This window comes from Mesorhizobium sp. P2_H9 (assembly GCF_056403215.1).
In genome coordinates, this window is record NZ_JBFUFX010000016.1 from 89,554 (window position 1) to 108,023 (window position 18,470).

Here is an 18,470-nt window from a genome sequence, read left to right on the forward strand (position 1 = left end):
ACTGGCTATCCTTGAACATTAAACTCTCCCAAAACAATCGAAGGGTTCCTTGCCATACCTGTCGGCAACCAAAACATTGCAACAGATCCGAAACAGGTTGTTCAATCCACCGCATCAATCGGCGTGTGTTGAATGATCGCCTTTAACGCTGAGGAGGTGGCGAGTTCTATCCTCCAGAATTACGCAATTAAGAACTCCGCGGGTGTAAATTTCCGTGTCAACGTTAATTCTGTTCGGCAGGCTTTCCACGTTCTTGGCCGGGGTATGTCCATGGACCACTACTTTCCCGAAATCCTTTCTTGACTCCAAGAATTTGTACCGGATCCAAGTCAGATCATGATCAGTCTGCTGATCGAGCGGGATATCCGGATCAACACCCGCGTGGGCAAAAAAGTAGTCACCAAATTCAAAGTGGCTCTGTAAGGAACGAAAGAACGCCATATGTTCCAGTGGCACTAAGTTCAAGAATTGACGACGGACATCCTCGGCAACCAAGGGGTTCTCGATGCCTGCTTCAATCTGCGACAAGGGCACCCCATACGAACAGAGAGTCTGCAGACCTCCTTTTCGACCCCAGAGAGGAAGAACCGTACTGTCTTGTGCGAAATCGATGAGCCATTGCTCATGGTTACCTCTCAATAAAACACAGTCAAAGATTCCATTCGTCCGCAGTTCACAAAGTCTTTCGACCACGAGTTTTGAGTTCGGGCCACGATCAATATAGTCGCCAAGAAATATAATGATGGGGTTTGCGCCCGGCACCTCCGCCATATCTTCAGAGATTCTCCTCACCATGGAGTTGAGCTGAAAATCATAGCCGTGGATATCAGCGACCGCGTAGATCCGGCGAGAGGTCATCGGTGCTTGCGCTCTGATACGGAAGTGTTCCCAATCGCCACTTCTGAAATCCACCTCAAGTTGTATTCTAATGTTCTCCGCACGGACTTTGTTGGTCATTGTACCGCTCCGGCACGGGCACCTGTCGCAACGTCATTCGACATAGCCCCCTCAACGCCTCCTTCGTTTAGGTACATGCGGTCACCCAACTTGGTGACGCTGAGCACGGTTGGTTTGATGCCTCCCGACGATCGCATCTTCATACTGGTGACCTCGCTCAAGATCGACCTGTCTTCAGTGAGCTCTCTCAGGACCCTCCCGCTCATTGATGCTGGGCATGGAATACCTAATATGCTCAGGACTGTCGGAGCGATATCTGTGATCGAGCTTGGCGCATCCGCAACGAGCCCCTTCGCCTGCCCCGCTCCATAGGTGGCGAGAACGGCCGAAAGCTCGGCAGCGTGGAGACCGCCATGTGTTCCGCCACCCAGCCGCAAATCGTAGTCACCCGCATCATAGTAGGCACTACCACGGATGCCAGCCGCGCTGACGCCGAGACCGTCTGCAAGATTGACGCATAAATCTGGCGCGCGGGGTCCACCGGCACCAATGAGTTCGAGCGCCAGCGTGTTGGCCAAGATACCGTCAGAGCCCCCCGGATCAATGGCACGAGTAAATGCACCACCAAACCATTCTTGTTCACTCATGAAGCTCAAAACATCCCCGAGAAGTACGGGATCGAACCTTCGCATCCAGATTCCTGCTGCACGGCCAGGCCTCAAAAGAAGGTCAGTAGCATTATCCTCGAAAGACGAGTCTGCGGCAAAGCCGGCCTTTCGCAGTTCTTCTGCAACCGACAACAAACCACTAATAGTGATGTGCCCATGGTCTGACACGACGAAGATGCTGGTTTCGTCCCGGTCGGGTTGAAGGCTATGCCAAGAGAGAAGCTCTCCTACCACTTCGTCGCAAAGGCGCATCCTGTCATAATGTTCGGGCGAACCTAATCCGTACAAATGGGCGGCGCTGTCGACCTCTGTGAACCACAGGATAGATACGGCTGGACGATGGTGCGGCCATACTTCCTTCTGAAACAACTTGAGAGCTGTTTTCGGGCCGTCCACGGACAGACCTCCGGCTGGAATGTTTAGATTGCGATGCGCTCTCGCTGCGAAGTCATGAGGAAAGGAAGTCTGGGGATGTTTTACATTGAACCCAATTTGTCCGTACTTGTCACCTTGCCAATTCAACGCCGACAGAGCTCCAGGACCGCTGGATGTTATGACTGCGAGTTTTTTCTGTGCGTCACGCAAGATTTTCGCAAGCGATGTAGCGGTGACCAACCGCCCTTTGAGCCGATTGTCTGCAGCATACCAGTCGTGGGTAGTTTCAGTGAAAATCTGATTGGGGTCGGTGTCTCTAATGTAGAACTGATTACCGAAAATCCCGTTGGCTTCAGCGTTTGCTCCAGTGACGAGAGCAGTCAACGCGCCTCGTGTCTCGCTAGGGAAGACGGTCTTATGGTTCTTGCTCCAAGTGCCCTTTCGTCCCAATTCAGTCAGATTGGGCATCGTCCATTCATTGACCATGTCCGGTCTTAAGCCGTCGATGCCAAGAATAATGGCGGTTTTCGCTTCACAGATCATGTTGTTTAGTTCCAAAAATACTTGGGTAGATAACTTTGACGCTCGATTCATTGAAAGCGGTGACGAAGTCTTTTGGCGGAGCATGGTCCGTGACGATCGTGCCGATTTCTGATAGGGGAACGGAAACGTAAGAGCCAGAAGCGCCGAACTTGCTGTGGTCAGCAACAAAGATACGCCTTCTACTCCTCTGACAAAGTAGGCGCTTGAGATGCTGGTGGTATTTCTCGGCCTCGACCAACCCATGCACAGGGTTGATTCCGTAAGTACCCATAATGGCGGTGTCGAACACGCACTCGGAAATGGCCTCAAGCACCGCCTGGCCGCCCAAAGTACCATCGGCGTGATTGTATTCGCCGCCGGTTAACACAACGCGATGCTTTGCTCCACCGTGGAGAGCCTCAGCAATTGCCGGCATGTTGGTCATCACGGAAATTGGAGGGCCGTCGTTAAGCGCTTTGGCAACTGAGAGCGTCGTGCTTCCATGCGTCAGGAATATCCATTCATCTTTCTCTATCAGCCTCGCCGCCAATGCTCCTATCGACGCTTTTTCGAGACTGAGGTTATTCACCCGGATGTCGATAGTAGCTGAACGCCCAGCGGGCATGGCGCCACCGTGCACACGGTAGACGAGCCCTTCCTTTTCCAACGCTGCGATATCGCGACGTATGGTCTCCATCGACACTGAGTACTGCTCTGCTAGCCCGGCAATGCTGATACTTGATCCAGCCTCGACCATTTCGGTTATTGCCTGCAGCCGACCAGCAGCAGGCAATCGGCCTATTCGTTGGCTTCCAACTTCATTCATCCCGCGAGGCACTCCGTAGCCAGACTGGTATCTTTCGTGAGGAATAATGATATTTTGTGTATGCTGTCGTGTCAACGAGGCCAAACACCCGTTTCCCAAGAGGCTGGCCTAAGACGGCAGCTTCAAGATCGGCTTACGCCCAGAATAGGCGCCCAAATATGAAATCCGGGGAATCCATTGATGGGGATGCGGGAGTAGCCGTCTGGACTCAATCGGGGAAGTTATCCTAGGGAAGGAACCTAAAAACTCACATTGTCAAAGCCGCGCGTCCCCATAAACCTCGCATTGCATAACGCCACCTATCATTTTATCGGGGTTTCTTCCCGGCGGGGAAGGCCTTTGGAGTCTCCCGCCTCATCTCGTTCGGAATGTATAAGATATTGAAATTGTTGCTATTTCTCGGGCAAGGCAGCAGACGAAAATCAGGGGGGCGGACCGAGCAAAACCCCTTGACAAATTAAAAGTCATAAAATACCAGTTATTATCTAATAATGTCACATAGATGTTACGCAAGGTCCATAATCTGGCTGTCGATAGGGCGGCCTCATATGGGTGCCTCCAAGCCTGTTTGTGGGATCAAGAACTAGGAGAGAGAATCATGCGCGTGAATACAACTGCAGGACTGCTCGCCGGCGTGGCGACAATGGCACTGGCCGTCCTTCCCGCCGCTGCATCGGCACAGGACCTCGATGCCCTCGTTGCTGCCGCCAAAGCTGAAGGTCAATTGACAGTCATTGCCGTTTCACACGACTGGTGCGGTTATGGAGCCCTCATTCAGGGCTTCGAGGACAAGTACGGCCTCGTCGTAAATGAACTGAATCCGAACGCTGGTTCGGGAGAAGAACTTGCCACGATCAAGGCCAACATCGGCAACACAGGGCCGCAGGCTCCAGACGTCATCGACATTGGCATGGTGTTTGGTCCGACTGCCATGCAGGACGAACTACTGCAGCCGTACAAGGTCAAGACTTGGAATTCGATTCCGGACGCCGTTAAGGATCCGGAGGGTCACTGGTACGGCGACTATTATGGAGTGCTGGCATTCCTTGTGAACAAGGACGTGGTCCAGAAAAGCCCTGCTGATTGGTCTGATCTCCGCGATCCGATGTACAAGAAAAGCATCTCGGTGCCGGCAGACCCGAGAACGGCGAACAACGCGATCCTGAGCATTTATGCCGCCGGATTGGCCACTGGCGCGAAAACGGGTGCCGATGCAGCCAAGGCGGGTATAGAGTTCTACCGCCAACTCAATGAAATCGGTAATCTCGTTCCGACTTTCGGTAACGCCGCTGCAATTGCCAAAGGCGAAACGCCGATTACAACACGCTGGGACTTCAACGGTGTCATTTACAACGAGAACTTCCATGGCAACCCTCTCATTGAAACAATCGTCCCCAAGGTGACCGTCGCGGGCGTTTACGCCCAGGCGATCAGCAAGTATGCGCCTCATCCCAACGCGGCGAAGCTCTGGATGGAGTACTTGTATTCCGACGAAGGGCAGATCGGATTTCTGCACGGTCTCTGCCATCCGATCCGTTTCGACCAAATGCGGAAGGCAGGCTCAATCACGGATGAGATGGTCGCTAAACTTCCTCCATCCGGGGATAAAGTCGTGTTCCCGGAGCTTCAGGATCTGATCGAAGCCGGCAAGATTGTCGCTGAAAGCTGGACAACGACCATCAATGCGAATGCCAAGAAGAACTGAGGTGTCCCTGTCGGAGAAGGAAGTCGCTGAGTTGGGAATTTCCGAACCCAGCGAGCTTCCTATCACTCAGCGAGCTTCGGCGGTACGACGATTGGATTGGTCCGCGCTGATCGGTGTCGCGCCGTTTTTCATCTTCGCTCTCGTGATGATGGTCGCGCCAACAGTTGCGCTGATCGCCAACGCGTTTGTCGATCAGCAGGGGCACCTGACGTTCGGGAATTTTGCTGACCTCAACACGCCTGAGGTCACGGGGGCGTTTGTCGAGTCTATAAGGCTCTCTGCAGCGTCAGCCGTGCTTGGTGCAGTAATTGGCCTCGGCCTTGCTCTAAACGTGGGGCGCGGTATAGGCAGCACTCAGGTCCGTTCTATCGTGATGACATTCTGTGGCGTCGCTTCGAACTTCTCCGGCGTTCCGCTCGCCTTTGCGTTCGTCGCAACACTTGGACGTCTCGGATTGGTCACCGCAGCAATCAAGGCGGCCTTTGGCATAGATATTTATGCCGCCGGTTTCGATCTGGCCAGCTTCTGGGGGCTAACAGTCACCTATCTCTTTTTCCAGATCCCGATCACGGTTACGATCATGATGCCAGCCATTGATGGCTTGCGGAGAGACTGGCGCGAAGCTGCGTCAATCCTTGGCGCCAGCTCTTGGCAGTATTGGCGACATATCGGCCTGCCGATCTTGTGGCCCAGCCTCCTTGGGACACTAGCGCTCCTTTTCGCGAACTCGTTTGGGGCAATTGCCACAGCCTATGCCCTCACCGGTTACGCGGTGAACATCGTGCCGATCCTGCTCTATGCGCAGATCCGTGGTGACGTCCTGCACAACGAGAACCTCGGTGCTGCATTGGCGCTTGGCATGATCATCGTCATGGCATTTGCCAACACCATCTATCTCGTCCTCCGCACCCGCGCTGAACGGTGGCTCCGATGATAAAAATCATGCATCTTCTTCGCTGGATCTGTCTGTCCTTAGGTGTTGCTTTCTTCCTGATGCCATTGATCAGTACAGCAAAGTTCTCGCTTAGCCTAAGGCGCGACGGCTATAGTCTCGATGCCTACCGTTACGTCTTCGCCGATCCGGATTTCATTTCGAGTTTCAGCTATTCGGCGCTCATCGCGTTGTGCACAATCTTCGTAGGTACTGTTCTCGTCGTGCCAACCGTATATTTGGTACGCCTGCGCCTCCCATGGCTTAGGCCGGTCGTCGAGTTTATCGTGCTGCTGCCGCTGATCGTTCCGCCGATAATATTGGTATTCGGTTATGTGCGGATGTTCTCCTCTTCATCGCTACTTCCTCTTACAGGAACGTCTCGCGGGTCAGATATATTGTTGATATGTGGTTACGTGACGCTAGCGCTTCCGTATCTGTACCGAGCTGTTGATACCGGCCTCCAAGCAATCAATGCCCGCGTGCTCACTGAAGCCGCAACAATTCTTGGCGCCAGACCAATCACTATTATCACCCGCATAATTCTACCCAATATAATGGTTTCTGTGCTGTCTGGTGCGTTCCTGACTTTCGCCGTTGTAATCAGTGAGTTCGTAATGGCGAGTCTTCTCACGAGGCCTGCCTTTGGCCCCTACATCCAGAGAGTTGGGGTCGCAAAGGCCTATGAACCGGCGGCATTGGTCATTCTGTCATTCTTCATTACCTGGACCGCCATGGGACTGGTCCAAATTTTGGCGCGCTTTTCCCCTCCTGTGCGAAGAGAGAGTAAATGAATCTGGTCGCGTCCTCCGCCAAAGCAAATACCGCTCTTCACCTTTCCGGGATCATCAAACGGTTCGGGGGGCATGAAGTCGTTCGCAATCTAGATCTTGAAGTACGAAAAGGCGAATTCATTTCGGTTCTCGGCCCATCCGGCTGCGGAAAGACTACGGTCTTGCGTATGATTGCAGGATTTGAGTATCCGACAACTGGCCGAATTCTGATTAATGGGAGAGATGTTTCCAGGTTGCGCCCAGATCAGCGCAACCTCGGAATGGTATTCCAATCTTACGCGTTGTTTCCGAATATGTCGGCTGCCGCCAACGTCGGCTTTGGTCTCAAAATCGCGGCCATGGCAGATCGAGACATTCAAAGGCGTGTTGCTGAAATGTTAGAACTCGTCGGCTTGACAGGGTTGGAGCGGCGTTTTCCGTATGAGCTTTCGGGTGGCCAGCAACAGCGCGTGGCTTTGGCACGAGCGTTGGCAAAGAAACCAGCGATGCTCTTGCTTGATGAACCGCTCTCGGCACTTGATGCAAAGATTCGTCTTTCTTTGCGTGAACAGATTCGAGAGATCCAAACTGAACTCGGCATCACCACGCTTTTTGTGACACACGACCAGGAAGAGGCATTGTCGATGTCTGACCGGGTTGCGGTCATGAACAGCGGAAGGGTTGAGCAGTTTGGCACACCACTTGAAATCTACAATCGTCCGGCCACGCGTTTCGTCGCATCATTCGTTGGAACGCTTTCTGTCCTCAAGGCAACGTTATTGGACCCTGCGAGCGGGTCGGTTGAGGTCGCAACCGCGACTCTCAAAAATCTGGAACTTCCGCAGGGTTTAGCGCGGGGTGACCATCTCTCACTGGCAGTTCGGCCAGAAGCAATACGCTTTGGCGCCCACAAAGGAGATGCCATACTGAGAGGCAAGGTTACGGGGGTTGGCTTTTATGGCTCTGTAATTCGGGTTCGCCTGATCGTTGGCAATGAGACAATCACTATTGACACGTTTAATACGCAGCTCTCCTCCCCGCCGTCGCGCGGCCAGGACGTTGATATTTCGATAGACCCCAAGAGCGTGTTTGTGATGCGAGCCGAATAATGGGATCTGCTGCAACGTTTGGTTACCGACAGCATCGCAAGGGTCCCTTCGATTGTTTTGGGAGAGTTTTGATGTTCAAGGGCCCAGTTTGGCGTCACGACACGAAAGTGCGCCAGGTCATTGGCGGCTGCTTCTTCCGCGCGCGAATACGCGCGCCGCGTGGTACGAGACGCTTTTCGGATAGGACGACATCGCTAAATCATCTGGACGCATCAGGCCGGCACCACCGCCCTTGAGTGGAAAGTAGGGAATGGTCATAGCGATTGGCAGCCCGCACCCATGCACACGTCCAAGGCCGGCGCCGGGCCATGTCCGCTCGCTTCAACGGCCTGTGGCAAAGCCTCGGTAGACACGCGCCATCAACAACAAACGACGGATCGCAGGAGACGGATATGACACTGCGGCGCAACTTTCTCATGGGCAGCATGATCGCAACGACAGGAGCGGCAACCCTGCGGACCGCAGCGGCGGAAACCGTCGCCCTTCCCACAGCGGATACGTCGAATTTGGCGACCGACGACGGGTACTGGGCGGCCGTGCGAGACCTCTACGACGTGGACCGATCGATCGCCAATCTGGAGAACGGCTATTGGGGTATTATGGCACGGCCGGTGCTGGAGGTTTACCTGGAGAACACGCAGCGAGTGAACCGGCAAAATTCGCTCTATCACCGCAGCGCCTTCGGAACCGATTTCGAGAATGTCCGTACGCGCGTCGCTGCCGCTGTCGGCGCGCTGCCGGAGGAGGTCGCGCTGACGCGCGGCGCCACCGAAGCCCTGCAGGTCCTGATCACCGGCTACAACAAGCTGCAGCATGGCGATGCGGTTCTCTATTGCGACCTCGACTACGATTCGATGCAATATGCGATGGCCATGCTGAAGGACCGGCGCGGCGTCGAGGTGAAGACCTTTTCCATCCCCGAACCGGTCACCCGCGAGGCGGTTCTCGAAACCTATAAGGAGGTTCTCGACCAGACGCCCAAGGCGAAACTGCTGCTTCTGACGCATCTTTCGCACCGGACCGGGCTGGTGATGCCGACCCGCGAGATCACCGACATGGCGCGGGAAAGGGGCGTCGACACAATCGTCGACGCCGCGCATTCCTGGGGACAGATATCCTTCAACGCAACCGATCTCGGCGCCGATTTCGTCGGCTTCAATCTGCACAAATGGATAGGTGCACCCGTCGGGATGGGTTTCTTCTACATCAAAAAAGGTCGGCTGGCCGATATCGACATCCATATGGGCGACCAGGACTGGCCGGCAGACGACATCCGCTCGCGCATCCACACCGGAACGCTGAACTTCGCCGCCGCCCTCAGCGTACCCGCGGCGCTCGACTTGCACGAGAAGATCGGGGCTGCGTCCAAGAACACGAGGCTAGCCTATTTGCGCAACCAGTGGGTTGGGCCGGTCCGGGCGATGGAAACCTACGAAATCCTGACGCCCGACGACCAAAGCATGCATGCCGGCATCACCTCGTTCCGCGTCAAGGGCAAGGGGACGAAGGAAGACAACAACGCTCTGGTGGCGAAACTGCGCGATGAGTTCAAGGTTCTGACGGTGTGCCGCGCCGGTGTAGCGGCCGGCCAGTGCATCCGTGTGTCGCCCGCTCTCTACACGACTGAGGAGGAGGTCGCCCGACTGGTCGAAGCGCTCGCCGTCATCAGCAGTGCTTAATTAGGTTGAATACTCACAAACAGGCTTTCCGAATTGGCGAAGCGGTGATTTGGGGCCGGCACTTGGGAGCATTCTATCCTACCGATTTTCCCAGACGTGGACACCAGCGCCGTTATACCTTGGGCTGGCTGCGCCCTACCGAACATGGTGCCAAGAATCGGTGTCGGGCGCAGTCCCGGCATTTTCTACAACACCGGTCATGGGCATCTAGGGTGGACGCTCTCAGCTGCCGCTGCTCAAATCATTGCGGAGGAGATTTCTGAGCAGCTACCCAAGTAGCGCGTGGCTGACATTCGCTCGAAAGATAAGTGAGCAATCGTGCATCAAGCAGAAGGCCTTTCCGTTATACTGGAAATTGGCTATACGATATGAATGTCAGAATCATCCGCCCCGCCGCTAATTGGTCCAAATGTACAACGCCGACGAAAAGACTCCGGCCTGACGCTTGAGCAGCTGGCGATGCTGTCTGGCGTTTCAAAGTCGATGCTTTCTCAAATCGAACGTGGCCAGGCGAATCCGACATTTGCGGTGCTCTGGGGCCTGACGCGCGCGCTCAAGATCGAGATTTCGGATCTTGTGGAAGGAACCTCAGCTGGTTCGAATGCCGACACCGTCGAAGTTATCACGGCGCCTCACACGCCGGAGATCAAGAATGCTGACGGATCATGCCATCTTCGTATTCTGAGTCCGCCCCGCCTAGCGGGCGACACGGAGTGGTATGAGGTCGAGATTGCTCCGGGTGGGTGCCTCGAAAGCTCCGCGCACGCACCACGTGCATTCGAACATCTCACTGCGTTCACCGGAGGCTTCGAGGTCACGAGTGGTGGCGTGACCAAAATCCTCAAGACCGGTGAGACCGCGCGATACCCGGCTGACGTGCCCCATCGGATACGAAATACGTCGAAGACCGCTGCCAAAGGCTTGATGGTTTTGCTCTACAGATAATGAATTTCCACTATCGCTTGACATCATTCCTGTATAATGGATTTATTCCCTTATAACGGAATTTGGTGACGATGTGGCTGCGACCTTCCTGAGACATTTGAACGAAACCCTCGCGACAATCGAAGCCGAGGGCCTCTACAAACGGGAACGGTTGATCGCCGGTCCCCAGCGCGGCCGCATAGATGTGACGTTGCCTGCAGGAACCCGCGACGCTGTCAATCTCTGCGCCAACAACTATCTAGGCCTAGCGAACCATCCGGAAATCGTGGCGGCCGCCAAAGTAGGTCTTGATAAATTCGGCTTCGGAATGGCGTCGGTTCGGTTCATCTGCGGCACGCAGACCTTGCATCGCGAGCTTGAACAGACGATCGCACACTACCTAGGCAAGGACGACGCGATCCTGTTTGCCGCTTGCTTCGATGCCAATGGCGGCATTTTCGAGGTACTGCTGGGAGCGGAGGACGCAATCATTTCAGATTCGCTGAACCACGCTTCGATTATCGATGGCGTGCGTCTCAGCAGGGCAAAGCGTTATCGCTTTTTAAACAGCGACATGAACGAGCTTGAGGATCGGCTCAAGGAGGCTGCCGCCGATGGCGCCCGGTTCAAGCTGATCGTCACCGATGGCGTCTTCTCTATGGATGGCTATGTCGCCAACCTGCCGGCGATCTGCGATCTCGCCGAGCGCTATGGTGCGCTTGTCATGGTGGATGACTGCCATGCGACCGGCCACCTGGGCGAAGAGGGCCGGGGCACACCGGCGCTGACCGGCGTTGGACCGCGCGTCGACATCGTTACCGGAACCCTGGGCAAGAGTCTGGGGGGCGCGATGGGCGGTTTTGTTGCGGCTGCGCAGCCGATCATCGATCTGCTTCGCCAGCGCGCCCGGCCCTATCTGTTCTCGAACAGTCTCGCCCCTGCAATCGCAGCCGGCTCCATCAAGGCGATCGAGATCGCAAGACAAGCAGACGACCGTAGGCAGATTCTTGCCGCTCACGCCGTCCGGTTCCGGTCCAAGCTCGCTAGTGCGGGCTTCGAGTTGCTTCCTGGCGAGACGCCAATCATTCCGGTCATGCTCCATGACGCGCGGCTCGCCCAACAGATGGCGGCAGCGCTCGACGAGCGCGGCGTCTATGCCGCGGCCTTCTTCTTTCCCGTCGTTCCCAAGGGCAAGGCCCGCATCAGGACACAGATGTCGGCGGCGCTCACCGAAACGGACGTCGACTTCGCCGTAGATGCCTTCAAGGATGCCGGCGGGGCGATCGGGATAATTTGATGATTGAGAGGGGTAATTTGATGCGAGCGCTTGTGAAGGCAATGGCCGAACCCGGCCTCTGGCTGGATGATCTCCCGGTACCCCCGATCGGACCGGACGACGTCCTGATCAAGATCAACAAGACGGGGATCTGCGGAACCGATATCCATATCTATGCTTGGGACGAATGGGCGCGGCGCACGGTTCCAGTCCCCATGGTAGTCGGGCATGAGTATGCCGGCGAGATCGTCGAAACGGGATCAAACGTTCGCAATCTCCCCATCGGCCAGCGTGTCTCGGGCGAGGGCCACGTCATCGGGATGAACAGTCGTGCAGCCCGCGGAGGCCGATTCCATCTCGATCCCGAAACCAAGGGGGTCGGCGTCAACATTCCCGGCGCCTTCGCAGAATATCTCAGGCTGCCGGCGTTCAACGTCGTGCCTCTCCCCGACACGATCGACGACGAGATCGGCGCCATCCTCGATCCACTCGGCAATGCGGTCCATACCGCATTGTCCTTCGATCTGGTTGGCGAGGATGTCCTCGTGACCGGTGCCGGTCCGATCGGCATCATGAGTGCGGCGGTGGCCAGGCATGTTGGCGCGCGGCATGTGGTTATCACCGACATCAATCCGATGCGGCTTGCGCTCGCGGCCGAGGTCGCCGACGTCGTGCCGGTCGATGTGTCGAAGGAGGACCTAAGCTCCGTCAAGGCCAAGCTGGGCATGAAGGAAGGCTTCGATATCGGCCTGGAAATGAGCGGCGCACCAGCGGCCTTCGACCAAATGGTCGAGCATCTCGTCATGGGCGGCAAGATCGCAATGCTCGGCATCCCGGCAAGGCCGGCTCCGGTCGACTGGACCAAGGTCGTGTTCAAGATGCTGACGGTCAAGGGCATCTACGGGCGTGAGATGTTCGAGACCTGGCACAAGATGCTGGCGATGCTGCAGAGCGGCCTCGACGTGCGCAAGGTGATCACACATCGCCTGCCTATAAGCGACTACGAGCTTGGCTTCCAAGCCATGCAAAGCGGTAACTCCGGCAAGATCGTGTTGGACTGGAAGCGCTGATGTCAGCGCTTCCAGATTCCGGGATCTCGCCAGTGCATATAGGTGGGAAGGACCCCCATGATTGACCTCATCGGCGCAGTTGCACTTCTGCTGTGGGGTATACGCATGGTCAAGACCGGCGTGAGCCGGGCATTTGGCGCCCGACTGCGCCGCTGGATCGCCGCGGGGACGCGCAACCGGCTGTTGGCCTTCTTCGTCGGACTTGCCGCCACAGTGGCGCTGCAGAGCAGCACGGCCACCGCGCTCATGACAGCTTCATTCGCCGGCAGCGGCTTCATAAGTTCGGCCATGGCGCAGGCGATCATGCTCGGTGCCAATGTCGGCACCAGCCTGGTCACGCGGATTCTGGCCTTCGACATCCACTGGCTCGCGCCGCTGATGATCGCAGCCGGTGTCGTCATGTTCACGTTCAGCGAAGCCAGGCCGCACAAGGGGATCGCCCGCGCGGTGCTGGGGCTGGGGCTGATGCTGTTGTCGCTTCATCTGCTTGGCCAATCGACCGAGCCGATGCGGCAGTCTGAGGTGCTGCGCGCGCTAATGGCCTCGCTGGATGCGGTGCCGGCGCTGGCGGTCGTCGTCGCGGCCGTGCTGGCAATCGCCTCGTCCTCCAGCCTCGCCATCGTCCTTCTCGTTATGTCGCTGGCTGCCAGCGGAACGGTTGGACCCGGTCTCGGCATCGCTCTGGTTCTCGGCGCCAATCTTGGCGGCGCTGTCCCTCCTGTGATCGCCACGATGGGAGACGGCCCGCTGGCACGGCGGGTGACCATCGGCAATCTCGCCGTCCGGCTGATTGGCTGCGTGATCGTGTTGCCCTTCGCCGATCAAGCGGCTTCCGCGCTCTCCGGCTTCGCCTTGGAGCCGGCGCAACTCGTTGTCGACGCACACATCGGATTCAACTTGCTGCTCGCGGCAATCATGCTGCCACTACTCGGTGCCGTTTCGTGGGCGATGCGCCGGTTGCTGCCGGAAGTGCTGATTCAGGGCGGTCCTGGCCATCTCGATCAGGCGAGTCTCAGCAATCCAGCAATGGCGCTTGCTGGTGCAGTCCGCGAAACGTTGCGCATCGGCGACAACGTGACGGACATGCTGCAAAAAAATCTGGAAGCGCTGCGTCGGAACGACACCAAGCTCTGCGCCGACATCGCCGCTATGGATGACGAAGTCGATCGCTTGCACGAGCAAGTAAAGCTCTATCTCTCCAACCTCAATCGGACAGATCTCGACGAAGACGACGCACACCGCTCGGCCGAGATCGTCTCCTACGCCATCAATCTCGAGCACATCGGCGATATCATAGAAAAGAACTTGCATGATCTGGTCGTGAAAAAGATCAGAAACCAGCTGACCTTCTCGGCCGCAGGAGCGGCAGAGATCGAGGAGGTTTACGCAGTCACGATCGCGAACCTGCGCATCGCCCAGAGCATCCTCGTGTCAGGCGACGCAAAGCTCGCCCGCCGGCTGGTCGAGGCGAAAGTCGATATCCGCTATCTCGAGAAGCGGTCAACGGACAACCATCTTAATCGGCTTCGCGACGGGCAGATCGAAAGTCTCCAGACTAGTGCGCTGCACCTCGACATCCTGCGTGATCTTAAGCGTATCAACGCCCACATAGCGGCGATCGCCTATCCTATTTTGAAAGAAGCTGGTGTTTTGAGTGAGTCTCGTCTGCTCGAGATTACCAAGCCGTCGGGACGCGCAAGTTGATTGCAGAGCATCACGATCAGCGCACCGGAATCCAGTCAATCCAGGACGACGAGCGACATCGTGTGCTCGCTCGGCACAAAAGCATTGCCACAATCGATTGACGAAATACCAAGAAGGGAGCGTTCTTCGATGCCATCCGAAAAGGTGAATGCTCTTCCGCGATTGGTGCGGCACACTTCGCGGCGGAGAGGTTCACGACGATCACCCACTGCTAGCCCGAGCGAGGTGCGAGCATAGGCACGCAACAATACGAGGAGGTTGATGTTGCCAGCAAAAGCAGAACGCGTCCTAGACGATCATCTTGATCGTTTGATCGACGCGATCGAGCTCGCTCGGGATAAGCGCTCGATCAAAACCGCCCTGCAGGAATTCGCCACGGATTCCGGTTTCGAGCATTTTGCCCATTTTCAGCGTGCGCGTATCGGATGGGCGAGCGGTGTCGAACTACCCTCTGAAATGGCAGGAACGTTATGTGTCGAACAACTATGTGACGCTCGATCCGGTCATCGCTCAGGCGAAGCGCCTGATGTGTGGTCCATGAAGCAAAATGCAGTCGTCGACCTGTTATCGCGCCGCGTCGTCGGCTGGTCGATGAAGGCCGAGATGACGGCCCAGCTCGTCACCGACGCCCTCATCATGGCGAACTGCCTGTTCCAGTTAAGTGGCCACTACGGTTGCGGTGTGGTGCGTGAGCAGGTGTCTAGGTTCAGGTGCCGTTTGGTACAAGCGCGTGTCGACGGTACACTACCTGCTGCGACCAAGGTTATGGGCCGAAATGCCATCGGGGGAGAGGTGTGACTTGGCAAATAATTTGGTTCTGCCTCGACCCGCGTGGCGCGACTATCCTTTGACCGAGACGAGATGGCCCTTGCGCACGTACCCAAGCCGATGGAGCAGATTTGCCATCCTGAGCGCCACCGTCGTCTTGCCGGTGCCTGGATTGCCGGTAAAGCTCATATGCAACGTCGGCGTATGGGTCGACAGGCCCAGGCGGCTGCGCGCGCGCTCGCCCAGCAGGAGCGCCGCCGTCTCGCGGATACGCTGCTTGACCGGCTTGAGACCGGTCAGATCGCGATCAAGCTCCTGCCCTGCCGGGGGAGCCAGCCTCGGAGCTGATGGCTGGGGACTTCAACCCAGTTCGGACTTGCGAGCAGCGGCTGCCAGCATCGCCTGACCGACGCCCGTGTCGCCCTGTGCGACGAGCACTTCGCCAGCATTGCGAATATCGCGCGGCTCTTTGGTCTGGCTCAACTTGGCCTTGCCGACCAGATGCGTAATCTCGATCTCCAGTCCCACGATCTCCTTGACCAGCGTCTCAATAAAGTCTCTCGGCGCATCCCCCATCTTCCATGGGACGGGCTGGATTGACTCATGCCGATGCGTCAGTTTGGCCACGTTCCGACGCACAAAGCGCTCATTGTCGTGAACGGTGATCCGTCCGTGCGCATGTGCGACCAGGTAGTTCCAGGTCGGCACCTGCCTGTGGAACTCGTGCTTGCTGGGATACCACTGGGGAGAAATGTAGGCGTCGGCGGCCCGGAACACGACGAGGACCTCATCGCCGGTCGACACCTCCTGCCAGACCGGGTTGCTGCGCGCGACGTGACATCGAAGCACGCCTAGTTTTCCTGCCGAGCTGTCGAGTTCGAAGGGGATGTGATTGGCGTCGAGTCCACCTGGTCCATGGGTGATCAGCACACCGAGTGCGGTGTTCTGGATCAGATCAAAAAGAACCTCTCGGCTGAGCTCTTCGTTGTGCGGCGGGACATACATGGTCGGTTCTTTCAATGATCTCGAAGTTCGCGGCTCACGACATGGCAGCTGTTCGCACACGTTCCAGTGCGTCGGCGACCTGGTGCTTCGCCGCGATGGAAAGCGGCATGATCGGAAGCGGGGGTGCGGCCCGGCAGATGTCGAAGGCTTCAGCGAGCGTATAGACCACGCGAAGGCTCGAATACTTCTTGAAGAGTTCCCATAGCGGGACCAGCGTGGCGTCGATGCGACGCGCTTGCGCGTGGTCGCCCTGTTGGGCGGCCCTGACGATCCCCATGCAAGGTTCTGGCAAGATGCCGCCCAGCACACTGTACCAGGTGTCGGCGCCGGCAATCATGGCTTGGGCGGCGTTCCAGTCGCCGCTGTAACCGATCGAGAATCCTTTTGGCACGATTTGCCTCTGATCCTGCAGATGGCCTTGGATCGCATCGCCCCCGTCGGTCGGATTCTTGATGGCCACGATCCCAGGCACTTGCGCCAGACGTGCGACGAGCGCGGGTGTAAAGCGAAAATGCGTCGTTCCAGGATTGTCGTAGATGACGATCGGCAGTCCGCTTCTGCGCGCGACCGAGGAGAAATGCTCGAACACCTCGTCATCGGTGAGCGGGGCATAAGAGACGGCTGCGAGCAAGCCTGCGGCCGCGCCGAGGGCCTTTGCGTCTCTTGCGTGTTTTATCGCCTCGTCGGTGCGCAATGCGCCGACCCCTACGATGACCGGGATACCTCCACCAGTCTCGTCCAGCGCCTCGGAAAGGGCCCGGCGTCGTTGCTGTCGCGACAGATACATGTAAATGCCGGTGCTGCCAAGAAGTCCGATGGAATCCACCTTTGCGGTGCAAAGCCTCGCAATCAGATGGCGCAGCGCCAAGGTATCGACCCGCCCGTCACTGTCGGTAGGCGTGATCGGGAAGGCGCAAAGGCCTCTCAAGAAGGCCATGTTCAAGCTCCCATCGTCTGATTGGTTGCGGCGCTCGGCATCAGACCGCGTCCAGCCCCTGCCGCAGATCCGCAATCAGGTCGGCGGCGTCTTCGAGCCCCACCGACAGGCGCATCAGGTCTTCGCCGACACCGTCGGCCAGATGCGAATCCTTGCGGATTGCCTTGCGCGCGCGGGTCAGGCTCGCAGGATGATAGATGAGGCTGTCGGCGTCGCCGAGGCTGACTGCACGAGTGATCAGCTTGAGCCGGTTCATCATCTGGCGAGCGCCATCGAAGCCAGTGTGGAGGCCGAAGGCCAACATGCCCGAGCCCTGCGACATCTGTCTGCGCGCGATATTCCGATCGGGATGGGAGTCGAGAAACGGATAACGCACCCAGGCCACGGCCGGGTGCGCTTCGAGCGCCTGCGCGACCGCAAGGGCAGAGGCGCTGTGACGGTCCATCCGCAGGGTGAGCGTTTTCAGCCCGCGCAAGATCAGGAACGCTGACATCGGCGAGAGCGCTGCACCGGTAATATAGCGCAAGCCCGTTTCGTGCAGGGTGTGAAGTGTTTTCGCGTCGCCAAGGATTGCCCCGCCCAGAGCATCTCCGTGGCCATTGATATACTTGGTCAGCGAGTGGATCACGATGTCGGCCCCGTGTTGCAGAGGACGCTGTAGCGCGGGCGAGGCAAAGGTGCTGTCGACCGCGACCTTCACGCCGCGCGCATGGGCGTGCTGAGCAATGGCCGCAATGTCGAGGATGCGGCTCAGCGGGTTGACCGGCGTCTCGAAGAAGACAAGCCTGGTCCTGTCAGTTATGGCGCCCTTGAGATCGCTTGGTACGGATAGATCGACCGCGACGACCTTGATGCCAAACCGCGGCACCGCCTGTTCGACCATGGCGAGCGTGTTGGCATAAAGCGTCTTGTGGACGATGAGCTCGTCGCCTTGCGACAGCAGCGACAGGATCAGCGTGCCGAAAGCCGCCATCCCCGAGGCAACAACCAGCCCGGCTTCGGCTCCTTCGAGATTGGCGAGCCGCCTTTCCAGAATGTCGGTCGTCGGGTTGTATTCGCGTGCGTAAAGTCTGCCGCCCAGCGCTGCCGCAGCCTCGTTTGCGGCCACACTTTCGAACCCGTAGGTCGAGGTCAGAAACACCGGCGGCTGAACGGCATTGGAAAAACCGGCCGGATCATAGCCATGATGGATGGCTCGCGTGGCGAATGCGAGATCGGCATCGCGAGGGGACGGTGCTGGCGCTCCGGTTCCGGATTGGTCTGTGGTGCGGGGCATCGGTGTTTTGAAATCCTTTTGGCTT

The 18,470-nt window shown here is 57.4% G+C and carries 17 protein-coding genes and 1 pseudogene; 11 read left to right on the forward strand and 7 right to left on the reverse strand.

What is annotated here, in order from left to right; genetic code table 11:
- Positions 1-114 precede the first annotated feature (114 nt).
- The 3 genes from AC1DXN_RS26380 to AC1DXN_RS26390 are packed head-to-tail and all read right to left on the reverse strand — an operon-like array spanning position 115 to position 3,288.
- Positions 115-957 carry a metallophosphoesterase gene (locus tag AC1DXN_RS26380; protein WP_477278225.1) on the reverse strand — a complete coding sequence of 281 codons (843 nt, stop codon included), beginning with the start codon at positions 955-957 and terminating at the stop codon, positions 115-117.
- Positions 954-2,483 carry an alkaline phosphatase family protein gene (locus AC1DXN_RS26385; protein ID WP_477278227.1) on the reverse strand — a complete coding sequence of 510 codons (1,530 nt, stop codon included), beginning with the start codon at positions 2,481-2,483 and terminating at the stop codon, positions 954-956. The genes AC1DXN_RS26380 and AC1DXN_RS26385 overlap by 4 nt, the downstream gene beginning before the upstream one ends.
- Positions 2,473-3,288 (reverse strand): DeoR/GlpR family DNA-binding transcription regulator, encoded by an 816-nt coding sequence (locus AC1DXN_RS26390; RefSeq protein ID WP_477278229.1) that lies wholly within the window; start codon positions 3,286-3,288, stop codon positions 2,473-2,475. The genes AC1DXN_RS26385 and AC1DXN_RS26390 overlap by 11 nt, the downstream gene beginning before the upstream one ends.
- Positions 3,289-3,886: 598 nt before the next feature.
- Here AC1DXN_RS26390 and AC1DXN_RS26395 point away from each other — a divergent pair.
- The 11 genes from AC1DXN_RS26395 (at position 3,887) to AC1DXN_RS26445 (ending at position 15,257) form a co-directional block, all read left to right on the forward strand.
- On the forward strand, positions 3,887-4,993 hold the full coding sequence (locus AC1DXN_RS26395; protein ID WP_477278231.1) for an ABC transporter substrate-binding protein: 1,107 nt from the start codon (positions 3,887-3,889) through the stop codon (positions 4,991-4,993).
- A gap of 1 nt (position 4,994) precedes the next feature.
- Positions 4,995-5,927 (forward strand): ABC transporter permease, encoded by a 933-nt coding sequence (locus AC1DXN_RS26400; protein ID WP_477278233.1) that lies wholly within the window; start codon positions 4,995-4,997, stop codon positions 5,925-5,927.
- On the forward strand, positions 5,927-6,718 hold the full coding sequence (locus AC1DXN_RS26405; RefSeq protein ID WP_477278249.1) for an ABC transporter permease: 792 nt from the start codon (positions 5,927-5,929) through the stop codon (positions 6,716-6,718). Before AC1DXN_RS26400 ends, AC1DXN_RS26405 begins: the two co-directional genes overlap by 1 nt.
- Positions 6,715-7,806 (forward strand): ABC transporter ATP-binding protein, encoded by a 1,092-nt coding sequence (locus AC1DXN_RS26410; protein WP_477278235.1) that lies wholly within the window; start codon positions 6,715-6,717, stop codon positions 7,804-7,806. The genes AC1DXN_RS26405 and AC1DXN_RS26410 overlap by 4 nt, the downstream gene beginning before the upstream one ends.
- A 392-nt stretch (positions 7,807-8,198) precedes the next feature.
- Positions 8,199-9,485, forward strand: a complete 1,287-nt coding sequence (locus AC1DXN_RS26415) for an aminotransferase class V-fold PLP-dependent enzyme (RefSeq protein ID WP_477278237.1) — start codon at positions 8,199-8,201, stop codon at positions 9,483-9,485.
- 84 nt (positions 9,486-9,569) lie between these two features.
- Positions 9,570-9,764 carry an FAD-dependent oxidoreductase gene (locus AC1DXN_RS26420; RefSeq protein ID WP_477278251.1) on the forward strand — a complete coding sequence of 65 codons (195 nt, stop codon included), beginning with the start codon at positions 9,570-9,572 and terminating at the stop codon, positions 9,762-9,764.
- Positions 9,765-9,857: 93 nt separating this feature from the next.
- Positions 9,858-10,430 (forward strand): helix-turn-helix domain-containing protein, encoded by a 573-nt coding sequence (locus AC1DXN_RS26425; RefSeq protein WP_477278239.1) that lies wholly within the window; start codon positions 9,858-9,860, stop codon positions 10,428-10,430.
- 73 nt (positions 10,431-10,503) lie between these two features.
- A complete protein-coding gene (locus AC1DXN_RS26430) occupies positions 10,504-11,706 on the forward strand; it encodes a glycine C-acetyltransferase (protein WP_477278241.1) in 1,203 nt (400 codons plus the stop codon).
- Complete coding sequence (tdh, locus tag AC1DXN_RS26435; protein WP_477278243.1) at positions 11,706-12,755, forward strand: L-threonine 3-dehydrogenase; 1,050 nt, start codon at positions 11,706-11,708, stop codon at positions 12,753-12,755. Before AC1DXN_RS26430 ends, tdh begins: the two co-directional genes overlap by 1 nt.
- 57 nt (positions 12,756-12,812) lie before the next feature.
- On the forward strand, positions 12,813-14,459 hold the full coding sequence (locus tag AC1DXN_RS26440; protein ID WP_477278245.1) for a Na/Pi cotransporter family protein: 1,647 nt from the start codon (positions 12,813-12,815) through the stop codon (positions 14,457-14,459).
- 261 nt (positions 14,460-14,720) lie between these two features.
- The gene (locus AC1DXN_RS26445; protein WP_477278253.1) at positions 14,721-15,257 is read left to right on the forward strand and encodes a hypothetical protein; all 537 of its coding nucleotides are present in this window, start codon (positions 14,721-14,723) and stop codon (positions 15,255-15,257) included.
- A gap of 51 nt (positions 15,258-15,308) precedes the next feature.
- Here AC1DXN_RS26445 and AC1DXN_RS26450 read toward each other — a convergent pair.
- The 4 genes and pseudogenes from AC1DXN_RS26450 to AC1DXN_RS26465 all read right to left on the reverse strand — a co-directional run.
- A pseudogene (locus AC1DXN_RS26450) lies at positions 15,309-15,542 on the reverse strand (CbbX protein); the annotation flags it as partial.
- Positions 15,543-15,587: 45 nt separating this feature from the next.
- Positions 15,588-16,247, reverse strand: a complete 660-nt coding sequence (locus tag AC1DXN_RS26455) for an FMN-binding negative transcriptional regulator (protein ID WP_477276677.1) — start codon at positions 16,245-16,247, stop codon at positions 15,588-15,590.
- 19 nt (positions 16,248-16,266) lie between these two features.
- A complete protein-coding gene (locus AC1DXN_RS26460) occupies positions 16,267-17,169 on the reverse strand; it encodes a dihydrodipicolinate synthase family protein (RefSeq protein WP_477276675.1) in 903 nt (300 codons plus the stop codon).
- Between the two features lie 40 nt (positions 17,170-17,209).
- Positions 17,210-18,445 carry a trans-sulfuration enzyme family protein gene (locus AC1DXN_RS26465; protein ID WP_477276674.1) on the reverse strand — a complete coding sequence of 412 codons (1,236 nt, stop codon included), beginning with the start codon at positions 18,443-18,445 and terminating at the stop codon, positions 17,210-17,212.
- Positions 18,446-18,470: the final 25 nt, after the last annotated feature.